This window comes from Microbacterium sorbitolivorans (assembly GCF_003327285.1).
Lineage (GTDB): Bacteria > Actinomycetota > Actinomycetes > Actinomycetales > Microbacteriaceae > Microbacterium > Microbacterium sorbitolivorans.
In genome coordinates this window covers 728,040-752,340 of the sequence record NZ_KZ848473.1, presented here as the reverse complement: position 1 = coordinate 752,340, position 24,301 = coordinate 728,040, and the positions used below count along the sequence as shown (strand labels likewise).

The following is a 24,301-nucleotide window of genomic DNA, read 5'->3' as shown; positions in this document are numbered from 1 at the left end:
GAGATCGCACTCTTTTCGCGAGATCTCACTGAATTCGATGCGATCTCGCGAAAACAATGCGATCTCGCGGAGGTGGTGGGGGCGGTGGAGGCATGGCGTTCAGGCGGAGGCGATCGCCGCCGCGAGGGACTCTTGTTCCGCGTCGGTGAGGTCGTGCGCCGTCACGCGCAGGTGGTGTGAGCGCGGCGAGTCGGGGGAGACGCGGAACTCGTCGCCCGAGCGCACGATCCAGCCCTGCTCCGCGAGGCGCGCGGTGACGTCGCTGGCCGCGTCCGCGACGGGAACCCACACGCTCAGCCCGTCGCCGGGCGCGCACCGGATCCCGTGGCGCGCGAGCGCCGCGCAGAACGCGTCGTTGCGCGCGGCGTAGTGCTCCGCCGCAGAGGCGAAGTCGGCGCGCGTTTCCGCATCGGTGAGGAGAACGAGGGCCAAACGCTGCAGCAGGTGGCTGACCCACGCGATCCCGGGCCGCAGGCGCATGCCGAGGCGCTCGGCGGTGCGGGGATCCGTCGCGACGAGCGCGACCGACATGTCGGGCCCGAGGAACTTCGAGACGCTCCGCACGAGCGCCCAGCGCTCGTGGCCCGGGCCGATGAGCGACGCGTACGGCCGGCGTGAGAGCAGCGAGAAGTGGTCGTCTTCGATGATGAGCACGTAGGGGTGATCGGCGAGCACCTCGCGGAGTTCTGCGGCGCGAGACGGCGTCAGCGACACTCCCGTCGGGTTCTGCGCGCGCGGCGTGCACACGATCGCGCGCACCCCCTGTTCGAGGGCCGCGCGTAGCCCCGCGACGGTGATCCCCTCGTCGTCGATCGGCACGGGAACCGCCGGATACCCGCCGATTCGCAGCGTGTGAATGCCGGTGAGGAAGCCCGGATCCTCGATCGCGACCCGGTCGCCAGGCGCGAGCATGGCGGTGAAGAGGCGGTCCATGGCGTCGGAGGCGCCGCCCGTGACGGTGATCCGCAGCTCGTCGGGGGCGAGGTCGGCGCCGAGAAACTCGGTCGCCCAGCGCTCGAGTTCCGGATCCACGACGGGCGACCCGTAGAGCACGGGGCGCCCGGCGGCGCGGGCGAGCGCGCGGGACGGATCCGGGATCAACGACGGATCCGGGTTGCCGGTGCCGACGTCGCGCGCGTGCGCCGGCCGGTCGGCCGAGCGCGGCGCGAAGCCCTCCTGGGCGACGGGATCCGGCGACGCGACCCGCGTGCCCGCGCGCCCGTGCCCCGAGGCGAGCCCCGTGGCGGCGAGCTGGCGATAGGCCGCGACGACGGTGTTGCGGTTGATGCCGAGCGAGTCGGCGAGCGCGCGCACGGGCGGGAGCGTCTCGCCGGGCGCGAGGGACCCCCGCTCGATGAGGCCGCGCACGCTGGAGGCGATCTCGGCCGCGGTGGATCCGGTAATCGCGTCGTAAGAGTCGGACATCGTGGTCGATTGTCTCACGGCGATGGGTTTACACTTTGGCCTAGACCAATCATTGACCTAGGCCATAGGGAGTGCCATGACCACGAACGCCACCGGAACCAGCCGCGTCAAGCGCGGGCTCGCAGACATGCTGAAGGGCGGCGTCATCATGGACGTCGTCACGGCCGAGCAGGCGAAGATCGCCGAGGACGCCGGCGCCGTCGCCGTCATGGCGCTCGAGCGCGTGCCCGCCGACATCCGCGCGCAGGGTGGCGTGGCCCGCATGAGCGACCCCGACCTGATCGACGGCATCATCGAGGCCGTGTCGATCCCGGTGATGGCGAAGGCCCGCATCGGCCACTTCGTCGAGGCGCAGGTGCTACAGCAGCTCGGCGTTGACTACATCGACGAGTCCGAGGTCCTCTCGCCGTCCGACTACGTCAACCACATCGACAAGTGGCCCTTCGAGGTGCCGTTCGTGTGCGGCGCGACCAACCTGGGCGAGGCGCTTCGCCGCATCACGGAGGGCGCGGCGATGATCCGCTCGAAGGGCGAGGCCGGCACGGGCGACGTCTCCGAGGCGACGCGTCACATCCGCCAGATCCGCGGCGAGATCCGCGCGCTCGCGGGCAAGAGCGACGACGAGCTCTACGTCGCCGCCAAGGAACTCCAGGCGCCCTACGAGCTCGTGGCCGAGGTCGCGCGCACGGGCGAACTGCCCGTCGTGCTCTTCACCGCGGGCGGCGTCGCGACCCCCGCGGACGCGGCGATGATGATGCAGCTCGGAGCCGACGGCGTGTTCGTCGGATCCGGCATCTTCAAGTCGGGCGACCCGGCGGCCCGCGCGAAGGCGATCGTCAAGGCGACGACCTTCTTCGACGACCCCGCCGTGATCGCGGAGGCCTCGCGCGGCCTCGGCGAGGCCATGGTCGGCATCAACGTCTCCGACGTCCCGGCGCCGCACCGCCTCGCGGAGCGCGGCTGGTGACACGCACCGTCGGCGTCCTCGCGCTGCAGGGCAATGTGCGCGAGCACGAGGCCATGCTCGCCTCGCTCGGCGCGCGCGTCGTGCGGGTGCGCCGCCCCGAGGAGCTCGCCGAGATCGACGGCCTCGTGCTCCCGGGCGGCGAGTCGTCGACGATCGACAAGCTCTCGCGCGCCTTCGGGGTTCGGGATCCGCTGATCGAGCGGATCCGCGACGGGCTGCCGGTCTTCGGCACGTGCGCGGGCCTGATTCTGCTCGCCGACCGCATCGTCGACGGCATCGAGGGGCAGCAGACCTTCGGCGGGCTCGACGCGACGGTGCGGCGCAACGCGTTCGGCCGGCAGACCGAGTCGTTCGAGACCGAGCTCGATGTGCCGGAGCTCGGGGATCCGCCGGTGCGGGCCGCGTTCATCCGCGCGCCCGTGATCGAGGAGCTCGGATCCGCCGCCCGAGCGCTCGCGACGCTGCCGGACGGCCACGTCGTCGCCGCCGAGCAGGGCGCGATCCTCGCGACGAGCTTCCACCCCGAGCAGACGGGGGAGAGCCGCCTCCACGAGAGATTCCTCGCGCGCCTGTGAACGAAAAATCGCCTTCGGGGAAGCTCCCGAAGGCGATTTTTCCGTCCGCGCCTCAGCGCAGCTGGCGCACCTCGAACTCCATGCGCGGGTTCGCGTAGTGCGCCTGCGCCTCGATCAGCTGCAGCTCCTTCGTGCCGGCGGCGTGGGTCTGCTCGAGCAGGCCGTACACGCTCGACGCCGTGCGTGCGAGGGAATCGGCGGCGTCGCGGGTCTTCGCGTAGTGGCTCGTGAAGAGCGCGGCGGTGACGTCGCCGGATCCGTTGGCCTTCATCGGCAGGTACGGGGTCGTGACGATCCACGCGCCGCTGTCGTCGACGACCATCATCTCGATCGTGCCGTGTTCGCGGTCGGGGCGCTCGACGCTCGTGACGAGGATCGTCGACGGGCCCATGGCGCGCGCCGCGTCGGCCGAGGCGAGGGTCTCGTCGATCGTGTGCGGGTCAGTGTCGGTGAGGAAGCCCAGCTCGAACTGGTTCGGCGTGATGATGTCGGCGACCGGAACGACCTTGTCGCGCAGCAGCGCGGGGATCGCGGGTGCGACGAAGCAGCCCGACTTCGCGTTGCCCATGACGGGGTCGCAGGCGTAGAGCGCGTTGGGGTTCGCGGCCTTCACGCGGGCGACCGCGTCGATGATGACGTCGGCGATGCCGTCGGAGCCCTGGTAGCCGCTCAGCACGGCGTCGAGCGACCCGAACGCGCCGCGCTCCTCGACGCCGGTAATGACCGCGGCGACGTCCGACGGATCCATGACGGGCCCGCGCCACGCCCCGTAACCCGTGTGATTCGAAAAGTTCACGGTATAGACCGGAAGCACTTCGACCCCGATTCTCTGCATCGGAAACACGGCCGCGGAGTTGCCCGCGTGGCCATATGCCACCGCGGACTGAATCGAGAGAATCTGCATCCTTCGATCATGCCACCATGGAAGACATGACTAAGCGGGGGATGTGGGTCGGAGGCGCGATCGCGATCGTGGCGGTGGCGGCAATAGTCGTGACGGCGGTGCTGTGGCCGCGGGGAGACACGGAGCCGGTGGCGGAGACGCAGACCCCGACGCCGACCGTCTCGGAGACCCCGACGTCCACGCCTACCCCCACCCCGACCCCGACGGGCCCGCCCGCCAACACGAACGACTACGAGGCGGGCGACCTGCCGCGCGCCGACGTGTTCGGGATCCATCCCGACCTCCCCGTCGACGATGCGCCGGGTGACGAGGCGGCCGGCATCATCGCGCACCCCGAGAGCGCCGACGGCGCGCCCGTGTTCGCGGACCCGGCGGGCGAGCCGGTCGCCTGGCTCGGCCAGGAGCAGCAGTTCAGCGGCTCGAACGTGCCCGTCGTCGAGCTCGAGGAGAACTGGGCGCGCGTGCTGCTCGTCGGGCGCCAGGCGCCCGCGGGCCAGGGCGACGCGAGCCAGCTCTCCGGCTGGATGCGCGTCGACGACCTGGTGCTGACGCCGACAAAGCAGAGCGTGAACGTCGACCTCGCGGCTCGCACGATCGTGATCACCACGGACGACGGCGATTCGATCGGAAACGAGATTGTCGGCACCGACTTCGCCTCGGGGACCGACGCGACCCCGACCCCGCTCGGCCGAACCTTCATTATGTTCGAGGACACGGTGGAATCTCTCGGCTACACCCGCGGCCACCCGATCGTGTACCTCGGGGTGCAGTCGCCGACCCTCGCCGGCTACGACGGCCAGAGCGTCGCCGTGACGGCGTTCCACTACCACGACGTGCGCTCGGGGGCGATCTCGAACGGATGCATTCGCGTCGCCCCGGAGACGATCGAGGCCCTCGCCGCGCTGCCAGAAGGCACACCGGTGTACATCTCGTAACGATTACGCGAAGGCATGCGTAAAATGGAAGGTCGAGGAGGCACATGTCTGGACATTCCAAGTGGGCGACCACGAAGCACAAGAAGGCCGTCATCGACGCCAAGCGTGCAAAGTCGTTCGCCAAGCTGATCAAGAACATCGAAGTTGCGGCCCGTATGGGCGGCCCCGATGTGCAGGGCAACCCGACGCTGTATGACGCCGTTCAGAAGGCGAAGAAGACGTCGGTCCCGAACGACAACATCGATCGCGCCATCAAGCGCGGTGCGGGAATCGGCGGCGAGGCCGTCGAGTACACCACCATCATGTACGAGGCCTACGGTCAGGGCGGTACGGCGATGCTCATCGAGTGTCTGACCGACAACAAGAACCGCGCCGCCGCCGAGGTTCGCACGGCCGTCACCCGCAACGGTGGCAACATGGCAGACCCCGGTAGCGTCGCGTTCAACTTCGAGCGCAAGGGCGTTATCGTCGCGTCGGGCGAGGGCACGACCGAGGACGACGTCATGATGGTCGCGCTCGAGGCGGGCGCTCAGGAGATCGAGGGCCACCCCGAGGGCTTCGAGATCATCACCGAGGCGAGCGACATGGTGTCGGTGCGTCAGGCGCTCCAGGGCGCTGGCATCGACTACGAGTCGGCCGACGCCGAGTTCGTGCCGAACGTCAAGGTTCCGCTCGACGCCGAGACGGCCGGCAAGCTGTTCAAGCTCATCGACGCGCTCGAAGACCTCGACGACGTGCAGAACGTCTTCACGAACATGGACATCTCCGAAGAGGTGCAGGCTCAGCTCGAGGCTGCCGAGTAATCGGATCCCGTGTGAATCGCCCCGCGGCTGCCGAAAGGTGGCCGCGGGGCGATTACGTTTGAAGTCATGACGACGCGCGTTCTCGGAATCGACCCCGGCCTCACCCGGTGCGGCGTGGGCGTCGTCGACGTCGCGCCGAACCGCACGGCGACGCTCGTGCACGTCGGCGTCGTGCGATCGCCCATCGACCTGGATCCGGGCAACCGCCTCGCGATCATCGCGAAGGGGATCCGCGAGGTGCTCGACGAGTTCGCCCCCGACGTCGCGGCGGTCGAGCGCGTGTTCGCGCAGCACAACGTCGCGAGCGTCATGGGCACGGCCCAGGCATCGGGCATCGCGCTGATGCTCGCGGCCGAGCGCGGGATCCCGACCGCGACGCACACGCCGAGCGAGGTGAAGGCGGCGATCACGGGCTACGGATCCGCGGACAAGCTGCAGGTGCAGAAGATGGTCGCCCGCGTGCTGCGGCTCGACGAGCTGCCGAAGCCCGCCGACGCCGCCGACGCGCTCGCGATCGCGCTGTGTCACGCCTGGCGCGGGGGAGCGGCCGCCGGGACGGCGGGCGCCGCGCGCCAGACGCCCGCGCAGCTCGCGTGGGCCGAGGCGGAGAAGCGAGCGCGTGTCAGTCGAACAAAGGTGCGAAGCGGCCGCTAGGCTGGGGGCATGATCTCTTCCCTCCGCGGATCCGTGCTGCACGCCGGTCTCGATTCGGTCGTCCTCGAAGTATCGGGGGTGGGATTCTCGGTCTCGGTTCCGCCGGACGTCGCCCGCACGGCGCGCGTGGGGCACGAGCTCTTCCTGCACACGCACCTCATCGTGCGCGAAGACGCCATGAGCCTCGTGGGCTTCCCGACCGCCGACGAGCTCGACGTGTTCGGCACGCTCCTCGGCGTGAACGGCGTCGGCCCGAAGTCGGCCCTCGGGATCCTCGCGACCCTCACGATCGACCAGATCGCCGAGGCCGTCGAGGCCGAGGACGACCGGCCTTTCCGCAAGGTATCGGGCATCGGGCCGAAGATCGCGAAGCTCGTCGTCGTGCAGCTGCAGGGGCGCCTCGCCCCGCCGACGCGGGCCGCCGCGGCGCCCGCGACCCCCGACGTCTCGGACCAGGTCGTGCAGGCCCTCGTGGGCCTCGGCTGGGCCGAGCGCGTCGCGATCGAGGCCGTCGACAAGGTCGCGGAGACCGCGAGCGACGCCGACCGCGCGAGCGTCGGATCCCTTCTGCGGCTGACGCTCGCGGCGCTCGGTCCTGCGAAGTCGGGAGGCGCGCGTGGTTGAGGACATCGTTTCCCCCGAGCCCCAGGACGACGTCGAGCTCGCGGTCGAGGGCGCGCTGCGCCCGCAGAGCCTCGCCGAGTTCGTCGGCCAGCACAAGGTGCGCGGCCAGCTGCAGCTCCTCCTTGACGCGGCGCGCCTGCAGGATCGCGCGCCCGACCACATCCTGCTTGCGGGCCCTCCCGGCCTCGGCAAGACGACGCTCGCGATGATCGTCGCCCACGAGTCGGGCCGCCCGCTGCGCATGTCGAGCGGGCCGGCGATCCAGCACGCCGGCGACCTCGCGGCGCTGCTGTCGAGCCTCACGCCGGGGGAGGTGCTCTTCATCGACGAGATCCACCGCATGGCGCGCTCGGCGGAGGAGATGCTCTACCTCGCGATGGAAGACTTCCGCATCGACATCATGGTCGGCAAGGGCGCGGGCGCCACGAGCATCCCGCTCGAGCTCGCCCCGTTCACGCTCGTGGGCGCGACGACCCGCTCGGGCCTGCTGCCCAACCCGCTGCGCGACCGTTTCGGCTTCACCGCGCACCTCGAGTACTACGACGCGAGCGAGCTCGAGCACGTCGTCGACCGCTCGGCCTCGGTTCTCGGGGTCGGGCTCGACGCCACCCAGCGCGCCGAGATCGCGCGCCGATCGCGCGGCACGCCGCGCATCGCGAACCGCCTGCTACGCCGCGTGCGCGACTGGACCCTCGTGAACGGCTCCGGCGGATCCGTCTCTCTCGAGGGCGTGCAGGCCGCGCTCGACCTCTATGACGTCGACGCGATCGGGCTAGACCGCCTCGACCGCGCGGTGCTCCACGCGCTCGTGCACCGCTTCCAGGGCGGGCCCGTGGGCCTCTCGACCCTCGCCGTCACGGTGGGCGAGGAGCCCGACACCGTCGAGAGCGTCGTCGAGCCATATCTCGTGCGCATCGGCTTCATGGGGCGCACGCCCCGGGGCCGCATCGCGACGCCCGACGCATATGCGCATCTCGGGCTCGCGACATAGGGGCATGCCCTATAATTTTCGGGATGCGCCGGGGCTTTCCGGCGCCCTTAGTTCCCGCTCGCTGCACGTCGAGTGACGCGCGCGACGAACCTCTCTGAACCCCCGAAAGGCTCTTGCCGTATGGATATCGTGCTCCTCGTTGTCGCCGCCGGACTCCTCATCTTTATGTTCGTGTCGTCGAACCGTCGCCGCAAGAAGATGCAGGCGGACGAGCAGGAGCGCCAGCGCCAGATGGTGCCGGGCACGCGCGTCATGACGCGCAGCGGCCTGTACGGCACGCTCGTCGAGTTCGACGCCGACGACCTGACGATGCCCGCGGTCATCGAGATCGCGGAGGGTGTCGAGATCGAGGTTCACGCCCAGACCGTCACGCTCGACCAGAACTCGTATCACGTCACCGAGAGCGCCGACGACGAGATCGAGGAAGAGGACGACCTCGATGCGCTCGAGGCTCTCGAGGCCGAGGCGTCGGAGTCTGCCGACGACGCGATTGATGGTAAGAAGGATGACGACCTCGAGGTGACGATCACCGATGAGGACGTCTACGGCGGTCTGTTGAACCGCGACGAGAAGTCCGACGACAACAAGACCAACTGACGGCGTGCGCCCTCGGGCGCCCCTCACTACCTTCTACAGCGACTGACGTAAGGCATAGACCGTCTTGGCGACAAGTACTCCCACGCGCCGTGCATGGCGCACACTCATCGGCCTGCTGGGCATCACGCTCGTCCTCTTCGGGGCGAACGCGCTCGGCGTGCACGTATTCAAGGAGGGCACCTGGGTGCCCGAGCTGGCCCTCGACCTTCAGGGCGGCACGCAGATCACCATGCGCGCCGTGACCGAGGGCGACGTGCAGCCGACCGCCGACCAGCTCCAGCAGGCCGTCGAGATCATCCGCCAGCGCGTCGACGCGTCGGGTGTCTCCGAGTCGCAGATCACGACGCAGGGATCCGACAACATCGTCGTCGCGCTCCCCGGCAACCCGGATCAGGCGCAGCGAGACCGCATCGAGTCGAGCGCGCAGATGCAGCTGCGCCCCGTACTCTACTCGACGGTCCCGGCCACGAGCTTCGTCGGCGAGGACGGCAACGAGACCGCCTATCCGACGCCCGACGCCACGATGAACGCGACGCCGACGGTCGAGCCGACCGACGGTAGCGACCTCAACTGGGTCACCGAGCGCCTCCTCTCCGAGGTCTCGACCTACGACTGCACCGACGAATCGAACGACGCGGCGCACGCGCCCGCCGACGAGCCGCTCGTCACCTGCGACACCGCCGGTCAGGCCTACATCCTCGGCCCGGTCGAGATCAACGGATCCGAGATCTCGGACGCGACCTCGGGCGTCAACTCGCAGAACGGCCAGTGGGTCGTCAACATCGAGTTCTCGACCAAGGCCCTCGACGGCGAAGAGCTGAGCGGTGCTCAGAAGTTCACGCAGATCAGCGAGCGCCTCGCGAACCTCACGGGCTACCAGAACCAGTTCGCGTTCGTGCTCGACGGCCAGGTCATCTCGGCCCCCGGCATGAACCAGGTCATCACGGGCGGAAGCGCCCAGATCTCGGGTAACTTCACCGACGTCACGGCCAAGACGCTTGCCGACCAGCTGCGCTTCGGCGCCCTGCCGATGAGCTTCGAGGTCGTCTCGAGCGACACGATCTCAGCGACGCTCGGCTCGCAGCAGCTCATGGTCGGCCTCGTGTCGGGCCTCATCGGCCTCGCGCTCGTCGCCGCCTGGGTGCTGCTCATCAGCTACCGCGCGCTCGGCTTCGTGATCATCGCGTCGCTCGCCGTCATGGCCGTGCTGACGTACATCTCGCTGTGTCTGCTGTCGTGGCGCATCGATTACCGACTCTCGCTCGCGGGCGTCGCCGGTCTGATCGTCACGATCGGCTTCACGGCCGACTCGTTCATCGTCTACTTCGAACGCATCCGAGACGAGCTGCGCGACGGCAAGACTCCGTTCGCGGCGGTCGAGGACGGCTGGGCGCGCGCCAAGCGCACCATCTTCAGCGCGAAGTCGATCAACGTGCTCGCGGCCGTCGTGCTGTACATCATGGCCGACGCCACCGTGAAGGGCTTCGCCTTCACGCTGGGGCTCACGACCCTGATCGACATCCTGATCTTCGTCGTCTTCACGCACCCGGTCATGCAGCTGCTCGTGCGCACGCCGTTCTTCGGCGGCGGGCACAAGCTGTCGGGTCTCGACCCCAACGCGCTCGGCGCGGTGTTCGCGGCGCGCTCGCAGTTCCGCGCGCCGGGCGGATCCGGGAAAGGTCGCGAGCGTCGCTCGCGCGGCGAGGCCGCGAAGCGCCAGACGATCGCGGAGCGCAAGCTCGCGCAGGAGAACCAGCTCGCCTCGGGCGATACCAACACGAAGAATGGGGAGGGTGACGCCTGATGCGTTCGATGAACGATCTCGGTAACGATCTCTACACCGGCAAGACCTCCATCCCCTTCGTCGCGAAGCGCAAGCTGTGGTTCATCATCGCGATCGCACTCGTCGTGATCTCGATCGCGGCGCCCTTCCTCCGCGGCGTGCCGCTCTCGATCGAGTTCACCGGCGGATCCAAGTTCACGGTCTCGGAGCCCTCGTCACTCGACCAGAACATCGCGACCGACGCGGTGCACAGCGTCGCGGGCGACGCCGAGGCGACCGTCACGATCATCGGTGACAAGGACGTCCAGGTGCAGACTTCGACGCTCACGAACGACCAGACGCGCGACATCTCGGCGGCCCTCGCCGACGCCTACGGCGTCTCGGCCGACGAGGTCACCGACTCCTTCATCGGCCCAACCTGGGGCGCCGACGTCACGAAGAAGGCCCTCTGGAGCCTCGGCATCTTCCTGGCGCTGACGTTCCTCGTGCTCGCGATCTACTTCCGCACCTGGAAGATGTCCGTCGCGGCCATCATCGGCCTCGTCGACGTGCTCGTCGTGACGATCGGCATCTATTCGCTCGCCGGCTTCCAGATCTCGCCCTCGGCGGTCATCGGCTTCCTGACGATCCTCGCCTACTCGCTCTACGACACCACCGTCGTGTTCGACAAGGTGCGCGAGAACACCGACGAAGAGGTGGGCGACCGCACCTTCGGCGAGTCGGTCAACCTCGGTGTCAACCAGACGCTGATCCGCTCAATTAACACCTCGGTCGTCGCGGCGCTACCCGTCGCGGCCATCCTGTTCATCGGTGTGTTCGGGATGGGCGCCGAGACCCTCAGCGACATTTCGCTGTCGATCTTCATCGGCATCATCGTCGCGACCTACTCCACGCTGTTCGTTTCGGCGCCGCTGTACTCGTGGATGCGCGAGCGCGAGCCGATGATCGCGCAGGCCGACGCCCGCGTGCTGAGCGCGCGGTCAGAGGAGGCCTGATCCTCGTCCTAAGATGAGGGGATGACTACACACTCGGGCCCGACGGGAGACAATGATGGCTGATCCACTGTCCACCTCGTCGGGCCCGAGTCTGCGTTGGCTCGTACCGCGAATCTTCACGCGCGCCAAGCCGAACGCCTCGGTTCGCAAGCTCATCGACACGGTGCGCTACAACCACCCGCGCGGCGACCTCGCGATCATCGAGAAGGCATACCGGATCGCGGAGGAGAAGCACCGCGACCAGAAGCGCCAGAGCGGCGAGCCGTACATCACGCACCCGCTCGCGGTCGCCCAGATCGTCGCCGAGCTGGGCCTCGCGCCTCGCGCCGTCGCCGCGGCGCTCCTGCACGACACCGTGGAAGACACGGGATACCCGCTCGACGAGCTCACGGAAGAGTTCGGCGACGAGGTCGCGCTTCTCGTCGACGGCGTGACGAAGCTCGATAAGGTCAAGTACGGCGAGAGCGCGCAGGCCGAAACCGTGCGCAAGATGATCGTCGCGATGTCGAAGGACGTCCGCGTGCTCGTCATCAAGCTCGCCGACCGCCTGCACAACGCCCGCACGTGGGGCTTCGTTCCGCCCGAGAAGGCGAAGAAGAAAGCCACCGAGACCCTCGAGATCTACGCGCCCCTCGCGCACCGACTCGGTATTCAGGCCATCAAGAGCGAACTCGAGGATCTCTCGTTCGCGGCGATGTACCCGAAGATCTACAACGAGATCGACAGCCTCGTCAAGCAGCGCACGCCGCAGCGCGAGAAGTACGTGCAGAAGGTCATCGACGAGGTCGGCAAGGACCTCACCGACCTCAAGGTCCGCGGCACCGTGTCGGGCCGGCCGAAGCAGCTTTACTCCGTTTACCAGAAGATGGTCGTGCGGGGCCGCGAGTTCGACGACATCTATGACCTCATCGGCATCCGCGTCATCGTGCCGAGCGTGCGCGACTGCTACGCCGTCCTCGGCTCCATCCACGCGCGGTGGACCCCGCTCCCCGGACGGTTCAAGGACTACATCGCGACGCCGAAGTTCAACCTTTACCGCTCGCTCCACACGACCGTGATCGGCCCCGGCGGCCGCACCGTCGAGATCCAGATCCGCACCGTCGAGATGCACCAGCAGGCCGAGTACGGTGTCGCGGCGCACTGGATGTACAAGGAGCGCATGGCGCAGACGGGCGGCAAGCCCGATCCGCGCGCCGCAGACGCCGACATGGCGTGGATCGCCCGCATCTCCGACTGGCAGGCCGAGACGAAGGATCCGGGGGAGTTCCTCGACTCGCTCCGGTACGAGATCGGCGCGAAGGAGGTCTACGTCTTCACGCCCAAGGGCCGCGTCGTCGGCCTCCCGAAGGGCGCGACGCCCGTCGACTTCGCCTTCGCGGTGCACACCGAGATCGGCTACCGCACCATGGGTGCGAAGGTCAACGGCCGCCTCGTGCCGCTCGAGACCGAGCTCGCCTCGGGCGACGTCGTCGAGGTTTTCACCTCGAAGAACCCCGACGCGGGCCCCAGCCAAGACTGGCTCAACTTCGTCAAGAGCACGCGCGCCCGCAACAAGATTCGTGCGTGGTTCACGAAGGAGCGCCGTGAGGAAGCCATCGAGCAGGGTAAGGAGTCGATCGCCCGCGCGATGCGGCGCCACAACCTCTCGTTCGCGCGCCTCAAGGAGGCCCTGCCTGAGGTCGCCTCGCAGCTGCGCTACGACGACATCTCGGCCCTCTACGCCGCCGTCGGCGAGGGGCACGTCTCGTCGCAGTCGGTGCTCGAGAAGGTGCAGTCGACGCTCAGCGAGGTCGACGACAACACCGGATCCGTCGCCGCGCTGCAGAGCGGGCCGCGGCAGCGGCCGCGCACGGGCGAGTCTGGGATTCTGGTGCGCGGCGCCGACGACATCCTCGTGAAGCTCGCGAAGTGTTGTACGCCCGTGCCGGGCGATGAGATCGTCGGCTTCGTCACCCGCGGTAGCGGCGTCAGCGTGCACCGCGCCGATTGCACCAACGTGAAGTCGCTGCGCGAGGATCCGGAGCGCCTCATCGACGTCGCCTGGGCTCCCACGACGAAGGCCGTGTTCCTCGTGAACATCCAGGTCGAGGCGCTCGACCGCGGCGGCCTGCTGAGCGACATCACGCGCGTGCTGAGCGAGCACCACGTGAACATCCTTTCCGCCTCGGTGCAGACGACGCGCAAGCAGCTGGCGATCAGCCGCTACGTCTTCGAAATGGGCGACACGGTACACCTCGACCGCGTGCTGAACGCCGTGCGGCGCATCGAGGGCGTCTACGACGTGTACCGCGTCACCTCGTCCTGAACCAGCCGGGCGACCGTGCGCGTGTAGCGCAGGCGTCGCCCGGGCTGGCGTAGCCAGGCAAGGATCCGCTCGCGCAGGGTGTCGCGGGCGAGGAACCACGCCAGCGCGCGGGCGAGCTCGTCGTCGGGCGCGCCGACGTAGACCCGTGCGAGGTCGTAGAACGTGCGCTCGGGGCTCGTGACGCTGACGCCGCCGAGCGTGACGAGGTCTGCCGCGGGTACCGGCCAGCTGCGGATGGTGACGCCGGCGCGCCACAGCCGTTTCTTCGGCGCCCCCTCCTGAAGCTGCGCGAAGTGGGTGAGCGGCTCGCGGGGGACCGCACCGTGGATCCAGGCCGCCGAGGTGAAGACGGCGGCGTGACCGGGCGGCAACCAGCCGGCCGCCGACTGCGCGCGCACCATCTCGTTGAGCGGCATCGCGACCGGCGCAAACGCGTCGCGCGTGGCCGGGCGCAGCTCGCCGTCGAGCCGCATCGCCGACAGCTCGGCGACCGCCAGCGGCGAGGATCCGGGAAACGCATGAGGGGCCATGCCGCGATCATCTCGCGTCATGGCCCCTCATGTCAGGGGGTGTGGATAACTACGCCCCGATGGCGCGGAGCCACGCGGTGCGCGCGTCGATGGCCTCCTGGGCCTCCTTCGCGGCCTTCGCGTTGCCGGCGGCCTGTGCGTCGGCGAGCTCCTTCTCGAAGCCGGCGATCGACTCGCGCAGCTGCGACTCCATGTCGTTCGCGCGCGCCTTCGTCTCGGGGTTGTTGCGCTTCCAGTCGACGTCCTCGCGGTCCTTGAGGGCGAGCTCGATCTTGCGCATGCGGCCGTCGAGGTCGCGCTCGACCTCGCGCGGGAACACGCGGCCCGTCTCGTCCCAGCTGCGCTGGATGTCGGTCAGAGCCTGGCGCGCGGCCTTGAGGTCGGCGATGTCGGCGACCTTCGCGGCCTCGACGAGAAGCGCCTCGCGGGCCTCGATGCGCGGCTTCGACTCTTCCTGCTCGGCGAGGTCGCGCTCCTGGCGCGCGCCGTAGAGCACGTCTCCGGCGGCCTTGAAACGGGCCCAGAGCGCGTCGTCGGCCTTGCGGCCGGCACGACCCGAGCGCTTCCACTCGTCGAGGAGGTTGCGGTAGGAGGCGATGCCATCCTCGCCCTGCGGGGCGAGGGCCTCGGCGCGCTCGATGAGGCGCGTCTTGGTCTGCTTCGCGGCCTTGTGCACCTCGTCGAGCTCGGCGAAGAACGCGCGGCGGGCGCGCTCGACGGTCGAGCGGGCGTCGCGGAAACGCTTCCAGAGGGCCTGGGCCGTGTTCTTCGGGAGGCGCGGGCCGTTCTTCTGGTGGTCCTGCCACTGGTCGAACAGGGCGCTGAGCTCGGCGGTCGCCTGCTTCCACTGCACCTGCTGCGGGTCGCGGGCCGCGAGGGCCTCGGCCTTCTCGACGATCGCGGTGCGCTCAGCGATCGCGCCGTCGACGGCGGCGCGCTGTGCGGCGGCCTCCTGCGAGGCGGCCTCGGCGAGGGCATCGATCATGCTCACGAGGCGCTGCTCGAGGCCGGCGAGGTCGCCGACGGCTGCGGCGCCCACGACCTCGCTCTTCAGCTGAGCGGCCTGGCTGCGCAGGGCCGACGCCGTGGCGCCGCCCGACTGGTGGCGCTGCTCGATGGCGACGACCTTGAACGACAGCTCGTCGAACTTGCGTACGTAGTACTGCAGAGCCTCTTCGTGCGTGCCGTCGGGGTACTCGCCGACGACGCGCCAGTCGTCGCCCTCCTTGACGGAGACGACGCCGTTTTCGTCGACCTTGCCCCAGTCGCTCGCGCCCGGCGTCGCCGGGATCACGGGAGCGGCAGGAGCTGCGGGGGTTTCAACCACGGGAGCGGTCGGTGCGGCGGGCTTGGCAAGCTTTGCGAAGGCCGCGGGGGAGGGCACAGGACCGGGCTTCGGTGCTTCGGTGCTGGCGTTGTCGGTGGTGTTGTCGGGAGTCGACACGGGAGGCTCCTCATCGCGGATGTCCGCGGGAAGGGGAAAGGGACCATCCCAGCCTATGACATCTCGCGGAATCCCGTGCATTCGCGCGCGATAGTCTCGAGGGGATGAAATCCTCCGGCGCCCTCTTTAGCGGCCAGACGCCCCTGGCGGTCCGCATGCGGCCGACCTCGCTGAGCGAGGTCGCCGGTCAGCGGCACCTGCTCGGGCCCGGATCCCCGCTCGTCGCGCTCGCGGATCCGGAAGCCCAGAAGCCCGGCACCGTCTCGGTGATCCTGTGGGGGCCGCCCGGAACCGGCAAGACGACCCTCGCGCAGGCGATCGCCCGCAGCTCGGGCCGCCGCTTCGTCGAGCTCTCCGCCATCACGGCGGGCGTGAAGGACGTGCGCGAGGTCATGCAGCAGGCGCTCGATCAGCGCGACCTCTACGGGCAGTCCACGATCCTGTTCCTCGACGAGATCCACCGCTTCACGAAGGCGCAGCAGGACGCGCTGTTGCCGGGCGTCGAGAACGGTTGGGTCATCCTTATTGCCGCGACGACCGAGAACCCCTCGTTCTCGGTGATCTCGCCGCTGCTGTCGCGATCGCTCCTCCTGACGCTCAAGCCGCTCACCGACGCCGACCTCGTGACCCTCGTCGAACGCGCCGTCTCCGACGCCCGCGGCCTGAACGGATCCGTCGTGCTCGAAGACGAGGCGCGCGACGCGATCGTCGCGCTGTCGTCGGGCGACGCGCGCCGCGCCCTCACGGCGCTCGAGGCCGCCGCGGGCGTCGCCGTGAGCGAGGCCGAGGAGGGCGTCGTCCCGACGATCTCGGCCGAGCAGGTCTCTCAGGCCGTCGACCGCGCGCTGCTGAGATACGACCGCCAGGGTGACGAGCACTACGACGTCATCAGCGCGTTCATCAAGTCGATCCGCGGATCCGACCCCGACGCCGCCGTTCACTACCTCGCCCGCATGATCGAGGCGGGGGAGGATCCGCGATTCATCGCCCGGCGGCTCATGGTGCACGCGGCCGAGGACATCGGCATGGCGGATCCGCGCGCGCTGCAGATCGCGGTCGCGGCCGCCGACACGGTGCAGCTCATCGGCATGCCGGAGGCGCGGATCCCGCTCGCCGAGGCGACCATCTACCTCGCGACGGCGCCGAAGTCGGGCGCCGTCATCAACGCGATCGACTCGGCACTCGCCGACGTGCGCGCAGGGAAGATCGGGGTCGTGCCGATCCACCTGCGCGACGCGCACTACGCCGGCGCGAAGCGGCTCGGCCACGGCAAGGGTTATCTCTTCCCGCACAACGACCCCCGCGGCGTCGTCACCCAGCAGTACCTTCCCGACGTGCTCCGCGGCACGCGATACTACGAGCCGACGACTCACGGCGCCGAGCGCGAGGTCGCCGAGCGGCTCGACAAGATCCGCCGCATCGTTGGCGACTGATCCCAGGACCCGCCCTGGTTGCGCGGGCGCGCGCTCTGTTAGGATGGTGAGGCTCGAAATCCGAGCACATCCCCTTCGCGACTTCCTGCGGGTACTCCGGCGTACGCCCGCGCGTGGAAGAAGGCGGAATGTACGCCCGTGAAGCCGTCACCTGACGGCACGTGAAAGGAACCTTCATGGTTACCAAGTCCCAGGACCGCCGCAAGGTCCGCCTGTCGCGCGCGCTCGGCGTTGCGCTGACCCCCAAGGCTGCTCGCTACATGGAGAAGCGCCCGTACGGCCCCGGCCAGCACGGACGCACCAAGCGTAAGGCCGACAGCGACTACGCTGTGCGTCTTCGCGAGAAGCAGCGTCTGCGCGAGCAGTACGGCATCCGTGAGAAGCAGCTGCGCATCGCCTTCAACGAGGCGAACCGCGCTGAGGGCCTGACGGGTGAGAACCTCGTCGAGCTCCTCGAGATGCGCCTTGACGCGCTCGTGCTCCGTTCGGGCTTCGCCCGCACGACCGCACAGGCTCGTCAGTTCGTGGTGCACCGCCACATCCTCGTCGACGGCAAGATTGTCGACCGTCCCTCCTTCCGCGTGAAGCCGGGCCAGACGATCGAGGTCAAGGCAAAGAGCGAGGGCCTCGAGCCCTTCCAGGTTGCAGCCGCCGGCGGCCACGCCGAGGTTCTGCCGGCCGTTCCCTCGTACCTCGAGGTGTCGCTCGGCAAGCTCCAGTCGAAGCTCGTTGCTCGCCCGAAGCGCGCTGAGGTCCCCGTGACCTGTGAAGTGCAGCTCGTCGTCGAGTACTACGCGGCTCGCTAAGAGCTACCGAAAAGGCCCCAGCTTTTGCTGGGGTCTTTTTGCGTGCACGGAAGTCGGAGAAATCACGAGACTCGGAGGAATCTCGGCGCAGGGCCCGAGTCTCGTGATTTCTCCGAGTCTCGTGACGCCTAACCCTTGGCGGTCTTCCAGCCGAACTGCGACTGCAGCGCCGCGGCGACCCGCGTGAACCTCTCGATGTCGAGCGCGGCGGCCTCGCGTCGCAGCCCGTCGTGGTGCACGCTGTAGAGCTGGTCGATGTCGACCCACGAGGGGCGGCCGCTCGAGTCCCAGGAACCGGATCCGATGCCGAGGCGGTCGTCGCGGCCATGCTTGTCCTTGCTGGTGAGCTTCACGGCGTAGACGCGGTCCTTCGTGTGCCGCGCGATGACGAGCACGGGGCGGTCCTTGCCCCGCCCGTCGTTCTCGGCATACGGAACCCACGTCCAGACGATCTCGCCCGCGTCGGGGTGGCCGTCCGACTTCGGCGCGTACTCGAGGCGCACGTTCTTCGCGGCGCTCGGATCCACCTCGATCGTGGCCGTCGTGCCGAACTGGCCGTCCATCGCCTCGGCGTGCGGGGGCTGCGTCGAGGCGGGCTTCGCTGACGGCTTAACCGAGGGTTTCGACGACGTGCGCCGGCCGCGCTTCGCGCTATCGGATCCGAGCAGCGCGTCGATGCCGAATTCGACGACCTTCCAGAAGAAATTCTTCGCCATTCCTCCAGCCTACGGTCGCGGCGGGCGGCGCCCGATCACCACACGAGGCGGATCAGCGTGATTCCCTCACGCGCACGGCATAGGATGGAACGACGTCTGCTCGCGACCTCTGGAGATGACATGAAGAACGTGGTCTGGTTCCTGCTCGGTATCATCGGCGGGTTCGTTGCCGCGCACTTCATGAATAAGGATCCGCGGGGTCACGAGCTGCTCGCCTCGATCGACGCCCGTGTGAACGACTTCACGGGCGCGCTGACCGACGCCTACCGTGCCGAGGTCGAGCGCGAGAGCGCGCAGTAAGTTTTCCCTTCGAAAAAGGACACCCCCCTCATATGAAGACCGCGGAGATCGCCAACCGCTACCTCGACTTCTTCCGTTCGAAGGATCACGAGATCGTGCCGTCGGCGTCGCTGGTGAGCGACGACCCCTCGATCATGTTCACGATCGCCGGCATGGTGCCGTTCATCCCGTACCTCACGGGCGTCGTCCCCGCGCCGTACAAGGCCGCGGCCGATCTGCAGAAGTGCATCCGCACGAACGACATCGAGGAAGTCGGCAAAACCGCCCGTCACGGAACCTTCTTCCAGATGATGGGCAACTGGTCGTTCGGCGACTACTTCAAGGAAGGCGCCATCTCGTACGCCTGGGAGCTCCTGACGAGCAGCGAGGCCGACGGCGGCCTCGGCTTCGATGAGAAGGATCTCTGGGTCACGGTCTACGAGGACGACGACGAGGCCGAGCAGCTGTGGCGTTCGGTCGCGGGCCTACCCGCAAACCGGATCCAGCGGCTGGGCCGCGAGGACAACTACTGGACGACGGGCCAGCCCGGCCCCGCGGGCCCCTGCTCGGAGATCTACTTCGACCGCGGCCCGAAGTACGGCCAGGACGGCGGCCCCGCGGTCGACGACAACCGGTTCCTCGAGATCTGGAACCTCGTCTTCATGCAGTACGCGATCGACAACGTGCGCGGCAAGACCGAGTTCGACATCGTCGGCGAGCTTCCGCAGAAGAACATCGACACCGGCATGGGCCTCGAGCGCGTCGCGTTCCTCAAGCAGGGCGTCGAGAACATGTACGAGACCGACCAGGTGCGTCCGGTCCTCGACCGCGCGGTGGAGCTCTCGGGCCGCACGTACGGCAAGAACCACGAAGACGACGTGCGTTTCCGGGTCATCGCCGACCACGTGCGCTCCTCGCTCATGCTGCTGAGCGACGGCGTCACGCCCTCGAACGAGGGCCGCGGCTACATCCTCCGCCGCCTCATGCGACGCACGGTGCGCTCGATGCGCCTGCTGGGCGTCGAGGAGGCGACGTTCCCCGAGCTGTTCGCCGCGTCGCGCGACGCGATGAAGGCGGGCTACCCCGAGCTCGAGACCGACTGGCAGCGCCTGTCGAGCTACGCCTTCGCGGAGGAAGAGACCTTCCTGCGCACCCTCACCGCCGGATCCACGATCCTCGACACGGCGGTCGAGAAGACGAAGACCGCCGGATCCGACAAGCTCGCCGGCGACCAGGCCTTCCTGCTGCACGACACCTACGGCTTCCCGATCGACCTCACGCTCGAGATCGCCGAGGAGGCCGGCCTCGGCGTCGACCGCGACGGCTTCGACTCGCTCATGAAGGCCCAGCGCGAGCGCGCGAAGGAAGACGCTCGGTCGCGCAAGCGCCAGATCGCCGACCTCAGCGTGTACCGCGAGTTCCGCGGCGCGGGCGAGACGAGCTTCCTCGGCTACGACGCGCTGCAGACCGAGACGCGCGTTCTCGGCCTCATCGTCGACGGCGTCCCCGCCGACCGCGCGACGGCCGGTCAGGTCGCCGAGGTGATCCTGCCCGAGACGACCCTCTACGCCGAGTCGGGTGGCCAGGTCGCCGATAAGGGCGCGATCGTGGGCAACGGCTTCGAGCTCGACGTGCTCGACGTGCAGCGCCCGGTCCCGGGCCTCATCAGCCACACCGTGACGGTCCACTCCGGCGAGGTCGCCGTGGGCGACGCGGCGACGACCATCGTCGACGGCGAGAACCGCCGCCGCGCGCAGGCAGCGCACTCCGCGACGCACCTCGTGCACGCGGCGCTCCGCGACACGCTCGGCTCGGGCGCGACGCAGGCCGGTTCGCTGAACCGCGCAGGCTACATGCGCTTCGACTTCGCCTGGGGCCAGGCGTTGTCGGCCGAGACGAAGACCGAGATCGAAGAGATCGCAAACAACGCCATCTCAGACAACCTCGAGGTCTCGACGCGAATCATGAGCCTCGATGACGCAAAGGCCGCGGGCGCGATGGCGCTCTTCGGCGAGAAGTACGGCGAGACCGTGCGCATGGTCGACATCGGCGGTCCCTGGTCGCGCGAGCTCTGCGGTGGCACGCACGTTGGCCGCTCGAGCGAGATTGGCCTGATCTCGCTGACGGGCGAGTCGTCGGTCGGCGCGTCGAACCGCCGCGTCGAGGCCCTCGTCGGCATCGACGCGTTCCGCGAGCTCACGACCGAGCGTCGCCTCGTGAACGAACTCACGAGCGCGCTGAAGACGCCGAAGGACAAGCTCGCCGAGCGCATCGCCGAGCTCAGCGCCAACCTGAAGCGCGCCGAGAAGCAGATCGCCCAGTTCGAGGCGAAGGAACTGCAGCAGCGCGTTCCGAGCCTCGCGGCATCGGCGACGACCGTCGGCCGGGTTCAGCTCGTCGCCGAGTCGCTCGGCGAGATCGGATCCGCCGACGACGTTCGCGCGCTCGTCACCCAGGTGCGCGAGCGCCTGGCATCGGAGCCCGCCGTCGTCGCCCTCGTTGGTGTCGCGGGCGGTCGCCCGATCGTCGCGGTCGGCACCACCGAGCGGGCCCGCGAGGCCGGCGTGCAGGCGGGTGCGCTCGTGAAGATTGCGACCGGCGTGCTCGGCGGTGGCGGTGGCGGCAAGCCCGACTTCGCCCAGGGCGGCGGACAGGACGCCTCGAAGGTCGACGCGGCCCTCGAGGCAGTGCGGACCGCCATCGAGGCCGCGTGAGCGACTTCCGTCGAGGCGTTCGCCTCGGGATCGACGTGGGGAAGGCCCGCGTGGGCGTTGCCCGCGTCGATCCCGATGGCATGCTCGCGGTTCCCGTCGAGACGGTGCCGCGCGACGAGGCATCGATCGCCCGCATCGCGGCGATCGCCGCCGAGTACGGCCCGATCGAGCTCGTCGTCGGCCTGCCCCTCAACATGCAGGGCGACGACACCCCGTCGACGGCCGACGCGCGCGAGTTCGCGGCCGAGCTGGGTCGCGCGCTTCCCGGCACCGGGATCCGGATGGTCGACGAGCGCCTGAGCACCGTCACCGCGCACACGGCGCTTCGCCAATCGGGCCGATCGCAGAAGAAATCTCGCGGGATTGTCGACCAGATCGCCGCCGTCGTGTTCCTGCAACATGCCGTCGACACCGAGAAGAGCACAGGTTCCGCACCAGGATTCGTGCTCGATCTGGAGTAATGTAGCCGAAATGACCCAGCCTGATTCCCCCGAAGGCACGGGCCTGACCCGGCGTGAGCTCCGTGAGTTGCGCGCCCGCGAGTGGGCCGAAGCCGAGGCAGCGGCCAGCGAAGAGCACCCATTCGTGACCGGCGGCACGCCGGTACATGGCGAGCCCGCCCCCGAAACCACCTCGGATCCGTTCGTGTCCGAGCGCCCCGCGGCATCCGCGGATCCGTTTATCGGCGTGCAACAGACGCGCCAGCCCCAGCGTCGTGAGGAACCGACGCGCGCGCCCGCGCCGCGGGAGACGCGCGCCCAGGCGCCCGCGGCGTCCGAGCGCGAGCCCGCGACCGTCAAGACGAGCATCGGCTCGTTCGCGGCGGAGGACGCGCACTCTTCGGGCGAGCTCGACTCGCTCCTCACGACCGGCAATCACGTGACCGGTCCCAAGCGTCGCCGCCGCGGCGCGATCGTGATCATCCTGATCATCCTCGCGCTCATCGCGGGCCTCGCCTTCGGCGGCTACTGGCTCGCGCAGCGCGCCGAGGGCCCCCTTGCGGACTTCTTCGGCTGGAACGCCGAGCCGACCGACTACGAGTCGGGGCTCGCGACCGGCGAGGCGACGATTCTCATTGAGTCGGGCGACACCGGCTGGGAGATCTCGGAGAAGCTCAACGACGCGGGCGTCACGCTTACGCCAGGCGTCTTCTATGACATGCTCGTCGACATCCAGCAGAACCCGAACTTCGTGCCGGGCGTCTACCAGCTGCAGCAGAAGATGACGGCCGGGGCCGCGCTCTCGGCGCTGCAGGATCCGGCATCCAAACTTCCCGGAATCGCCTTCCCCGAGGGATACTCGGTCGAGCAGATCATTCCCGTGATCGCCTCGGCGCTCGAGATCTCCGAGGACGACGTGCGCGCGGCGGTCGAGGATCCGTCGGCCTACGGCGTCGACGCCGACACGCTCGAGGGCTGGCTGTTCCCGACGAGCTACGACTACACGCCGGGGACTGACATCACCGAGGTCATCCAGGGCATGGTCGACCGCACCCGCGAGTCGCTCGCGAAGGCGGGCGTCGCCGAGGGCGACGAGGAGCGCGTGCTGACCATCGCCTCGATCATCGAGCGCGAGGCGCCCGCGGGCGAGTTCGGCAAGGTGTCGCGCGTCATCGAGAACCGCCTCGACATCGACATGATGCTGCAGATGGACTCGACGGCGCAGTACGGCTACGGCGAGATCCACTCGGGCAGCGTGTTCACCTCGGCGGAGGCACTCGCCGACGACAATGCGTGGAACACCTACGTGATCACGGGCCTGCCCGCGACGCCGATCGCCAACCCGGGCGACGACGCCATCGAGGCCGCGATGCACCCCGATAACGGCGACTGGCTGTACTTCACGACCGTCAACCTCGACACGGGCGAGACGAAGTTTGCCGCGACGCTCGAGGAACACGAGCAGAACGTCGCGGAGCTTCGCACCTGGTGCGCCGACAACCCCGACAACGCGGGGTGTGCATGACGCACCTCGAGGTCTGGGGCTCGCCGATCTCGCACAGCAGATCGCCGCAGCTCCACCTGGCGGCGTACCGCGCGCTGGGGCTCGACTGGACGTTCGACCGCCGCGAGGTCTCGGGTGAGACCTTCGCGGGGTCGCTCGAGGCCGGCGGGGTGCGTGGCTTGGCCCTGACCTACCCCCTGAAGTCGCACGCTTTTGAGGCGGCCGCGCGCCGCGACCGCTGGGCGGAGCTCACGGGCGTCGCCAACACGCTGTTCTTCGGCGGGGCCGAGGTCGCGGGCTTCAACACCGACGTGGGCGGCCTCGCCCGCGCGCTCGACGAGATCGGATCCGGATCCGCGCGCCGCGTGCGCATCGTCGGCGCGGGAGCGACGACGACGTCGGCGATCGTCGCGCTCTCGGAGCTTCGGGCGGAGGGCGTCGAGGTCGTCGCGCGCCGCCCTGAGGCGGCCGCGCCGCTCGTCGGGCTCGGCGAGCGGGCGGGCGTCCCCGTGACGGTCGCGCCGTTCGACGCCCCCACGGGATCCGTCGACCTCACGATCGCGACCCTGCCGGGCGGCACCGAACTGGATCCGCGGGTTGCGGCGCGTCTCGGCGAGCTCGGCGGCACCCTCTTCGACGTCGCGTACAGCCCGTGGCCGACCTCGCTTGCGGAGGCCTGGCCGGGCACCACGCACCACGGCCTCGCGATGTTGCTGCACCAGGCCGTGATTCAGGTCCGCGTGTTCGTGAACGGCGACCCGCAGGCCGAGCTGCCGGACGAGCCCGCGGTCATCGCGGCGATGCGCGCGGCCCTGGCCTGACGCGCCGCGCCGCGCCACCCCCACCGAACGCACAAGAATTACCCGAGCGCACATGA

General features: G+C 69.1%; 23 protein-coding genes. 18 read left to right on the top strand and 5 right to left on the bottom strand.

Going from position 1 to position 24,301, the window contains the following annotated elements; all coding sequences use genetic code 11:
• Positions 1–99: 99 nt before the first annotated feature.
• Positions 100–1,425: an aminotransferase class I/II-fold pyridoxal phosphate-dependent enzyme gene (locus tag DTO57_RS03790; protein ID WP_114116858.1), complete on the bottom strand. Its 1,326-nt coding sequence runs from the start codon at positions 1,423–1,425 to the stop codon at positions 100–102.
• 76 nt (positions 1,426–1,501) lie between these two features.
• Between DTO57_RS03790 and pdxS the strand changes: the two genes are divergently transcribed.
• Together pdxS and pdxT are read left to right on the top strand one after the other, a co-directional pair.
• Positions 1,502–2,392, top strand: coding sequence for a pyridoxal 5'-phosphate synthase lyase subunit PdxS (pdxS, locus tag DTO57_RS03785; protein ID WP_114116857.1), 891 nt, complete (start codon positions 1,502–1,504; stop codon positions 2,390–2,392).
• Complete coding sequence (pdxT, locus tag DTO57_RS03780; protein WP_114116856.1) at positions 2,389–2,967, top strand: pyridoxal 5'-phosphate synthase glutaminase subunit PdxT; 579 nt, start codon at positions 2,389–2,391, stop codon at positions 2,965–2,967. The genes pdxS and pdxT overlap by 4 nt, the downstream gene beginning before the upstream one ends.
• Positions 2,968–3,019: 52 nt before the next feature.
• Here the strand turns inward: pdxT and pdxY are convergent, their stop codons facing one another.
• Positions 3,020–3,871, bottom strand: coding sequence for a pyridoxal kinase PdxY (gene pdxY / locus DTO57_RS03775; protein ID WP_114116855.1), 852 nt, complete (start codon positions 3,869–3,871; stop codon positions 3,020–3,022).
• A 26-nt stretch (positions 3,872–3,897) separates the two neighbouring features.
• On the opposite strand from pdxY, the gene DTO57_RS14750 reads away from it, so the two are divergent.
• From DTO57_RS14750 to DTO57_RS03730, 9 genes are all read left to right on the top strand, one after another.
• On the top strand, positions 3,898–4,806 hold the full coding sequence (locus tag DTO57_RS14750; RefSeq protein WP_268235359.1) for a L,D-transpeptidase: 909 nt from the start codon (positions 3,898–3,900) through the stop codon (positions 4,804–4,806).
• Between the two features lie 44 nt (positions 4,807–4,850).
• Positions 4,851–5,609, top strand: a complete 759-nt coding sequence (locus tag DTO57_RS03765) for a YebC/PmpR family DNA-binding transcriptional regulator (RefSeq protein WP_114116853.1) — start codon at positions 4,851–4,853, stop codon at positions 5,607–5,609.
• Positions 5,610–5,675: 66 nt separating this feature from the next.
• Positions 5,676–6,263, top strand: a complete 588-nt coding sequence (gene ruvC, locus DTO57_RS03760; protein ID WP_114116852.1) for a crossover junction endodeoxyribonuclease RuvC — start codon at positions 5,676–5,678, stop codon at positions 6,261–6,263.
• A gap of 9 nt (positions 6,264–6,272) precedes the next feature.
• A complete protein-coding gene (gene ruvA, locus DTO57_RS03755) occupies positions 6,273–6,887 on the top strand; it encodes a Holliday junction branch migration protein RuvA (RefSeq protein WP_114116851.1) in 615 nt (204 codons plus the stop codon).
• Complete coding sequence (gene ruvB / locus DTO57_RS03750) at positions 6,880–7,878, top strand: Holliday junction branch migration DNA helicase RuvB (RefSeq protein WP_114116850.1); 999 nt, start codon at positions 6,880–6,882, stop codon at positions 7,876–7,878. The genes ruvA and ruvB overlap by 8 nt, the downstream gene beginning before the upstream one ends.
• Before the next feature lie 120 nt (positions 7,879–7,998).
• Positions 7,999–8,475, top strand: coding sequence for a preprotein translocase subunit YajC (locus tag DTO57_RS03745; protein WP_114116849.1), 477 nt, complete (start codon positions 7,999–8,001; stop codon positions 8,473–8,475).
• 64 nt (positions 8,476–8,539) lie between these two features.
• Positions 8,540–10,279 (top strand): protein translocase subunit SecD, encoded by a 1,740-nt coding sequence (secD, locus tag DTO57_RS03740; RefSeq protein ID WP_114116848.1) that lies wholly within the window; start codon positions 8,540–8,542, stop codon positions 10,277–10,279.
• Entirely contained in the window at positions 10,279–11,253 is a 975-nt protein-coding gene (gene secF, locus DTO57_RS03735; RefSeq protein WP_114116847.1) for a protein translocase subunit SecF, read from the top strand. The genes secD and secF overlap by 1 nt, the downstream gene beginning before the upstream one ends.
• A 55-nt stretch (positions 11,254–11,308) precedes the next feature.
• A complete protein-coding gene (locus DTO57_RS03730) occupies positions 11,309–13,558 on the top strand; it encodes a RelA/SpoT family protein (RefSeq protein ID WP_114116846.1) in 2,250 nt (749 codons plus the stop codon).
• Here the strand turns inward: DTO57_RS03730 and DTO57_RS03725 are convergent.
• Complete coding sequence (locus DTO57_RS03725; RefSeq protein ID WP_114116845.1) at positions 13,528–14,109, bottom strand: hypothetical protein; 582 nt, start codon at positions 14,107–14,109, stop codon at positions 13,528–13,530. The genes DTO57_RS03730 and DTO57_RS03725 overlap by 31 nt on opposite strands.
• Positions 14,110–14,137: 28 nt before the next feature.
• Positions 14,138–15,532, bottom strand: coding sequence for a DUF349 domain-containing protein (locus tag DTO57_RS03720; RefSeq protein WP_308420479.1), 1,395 nt, complete (start codon positions 15,530–15,532; stop codon positions 14,138–14,140).
• 104 nt (positions 15,533–15,636) lie between these two features.
• On the opposite strand from DTO57_RS03720, the gene DTO57_RS03715 reads away from it, so the two are divergent.
• Together DTO57_RS03715 and rpsD are read left to right on the top strand one after the other, a co-directional pair.
• A complete protein-coding gene (locus tag DTO57_RS03715; RefSeq protein WP_114116843.1) occupies positions 15,637–16,965 on the top strand; it encodes a replication-associated recombination protein A in 1,329 nt (442 codons plus the stop codon).
• Between the two features lie 176 nt (positions 16,966–17,141).
• Positions 17,142–17,771: a 30S ribosomal protein S4 gene (gene rpsD, locus DTO57_RS03710; RefSeq protein ID WP_114116842.1), complete on the top strand. Its 630-nt coding sequence runs from the start codon at positions 17,142–17,144 to the stop codon at positions 17,769–17,771.
• A gap of 128 nt (positions 17,772–17,899) precedes the next feature.
• Here rpsD and DTO57_RS03705 read toward each other — a convergent pair whose 3' ends face one another.
• A complete protein-coding gene (locus DTO57_RS03705; RefSeq protein ID WP_373285619.1) occupies positions 17,900–18,487 on the bottom strand; it encodes a type II toxin-antitoxin system PemK/MazF family toxin in 588 nt (195 codons plus the stop codon).
• 120 nt (positions 18,488–18,607) lie between these two features.
• Between DTO57_RS03705 and DTO57_RS03700 the strand changes: the two genes are divergently transcribed.
• From DTO57_RS03700 to DTO57_RS03680, 5 genes are read left to right on the top strand one after another with little or no spacing between them, the layout of a single operon-like run.
• Positions 18,608–18,787, top strand: a complete 180-nt coding sequence (locus DTO57_RS03700) for a hypothetical protein (RefSeq protein ID WP_114116841.1) — start codon at positions 18,608–18,610, stop codon at positions 18,785–18,787.
• A gap of 32 nt (positions 18,788–18,819) precedes the next feature.
• A complete protein-coding gene (gene alaS, locus DTO57_RS03695) occupies positions 18,820–21,480 on the top strand; it encodes an alanine--tRNA ligase (RefSeq protein ID WP_114116840.1) in 2,661 nt (886 codons plus the stop codon).
• Positions 21,477–21,941: a Holliday junction resolvase RuvX gene (ruvX, locus tag DTO57_RS03690; RefSeq protein WP_114116839.1), complete on the top strand. Its 465-nt coding sequence runs from the start codon at positions 21,477–21,479 to the stop codon at positions 21,939–21,941. Before alaS ends, ruvX begins: the two co-directional genes overlap by 4 nt.
• Before the next feature lie 10 nt (positions 21,942–21,951).
• A complete protein-coding gene (gene mltG, locus DTO57_RS03685; protein WP_162785645.1) occupies positions 21,952–23,445 on the top strand; it encodes an endolytic transglycosylase MltG in 1,494 nt (497 codons plus the stop codon).
• The gene (locus DTO57_RS03680; RefSeq protein WP_114116837.1) at positions 23,442–24,245 is read left to right on the top strand and encodes a shikimate dehydrogenase; all 804 of its coding nucleotides are present in this window, start codon (positions 23,442–23,444) and stop codon (positions 24,243–24,245) included. The genes mltG and DTO57_RS03680 overlap by 4 nt, the downstream gene beginning before the upstream one ends.
• The last annotated feature ends 56 nt before the right edge of the window (positions 24,246–24,301 follow it).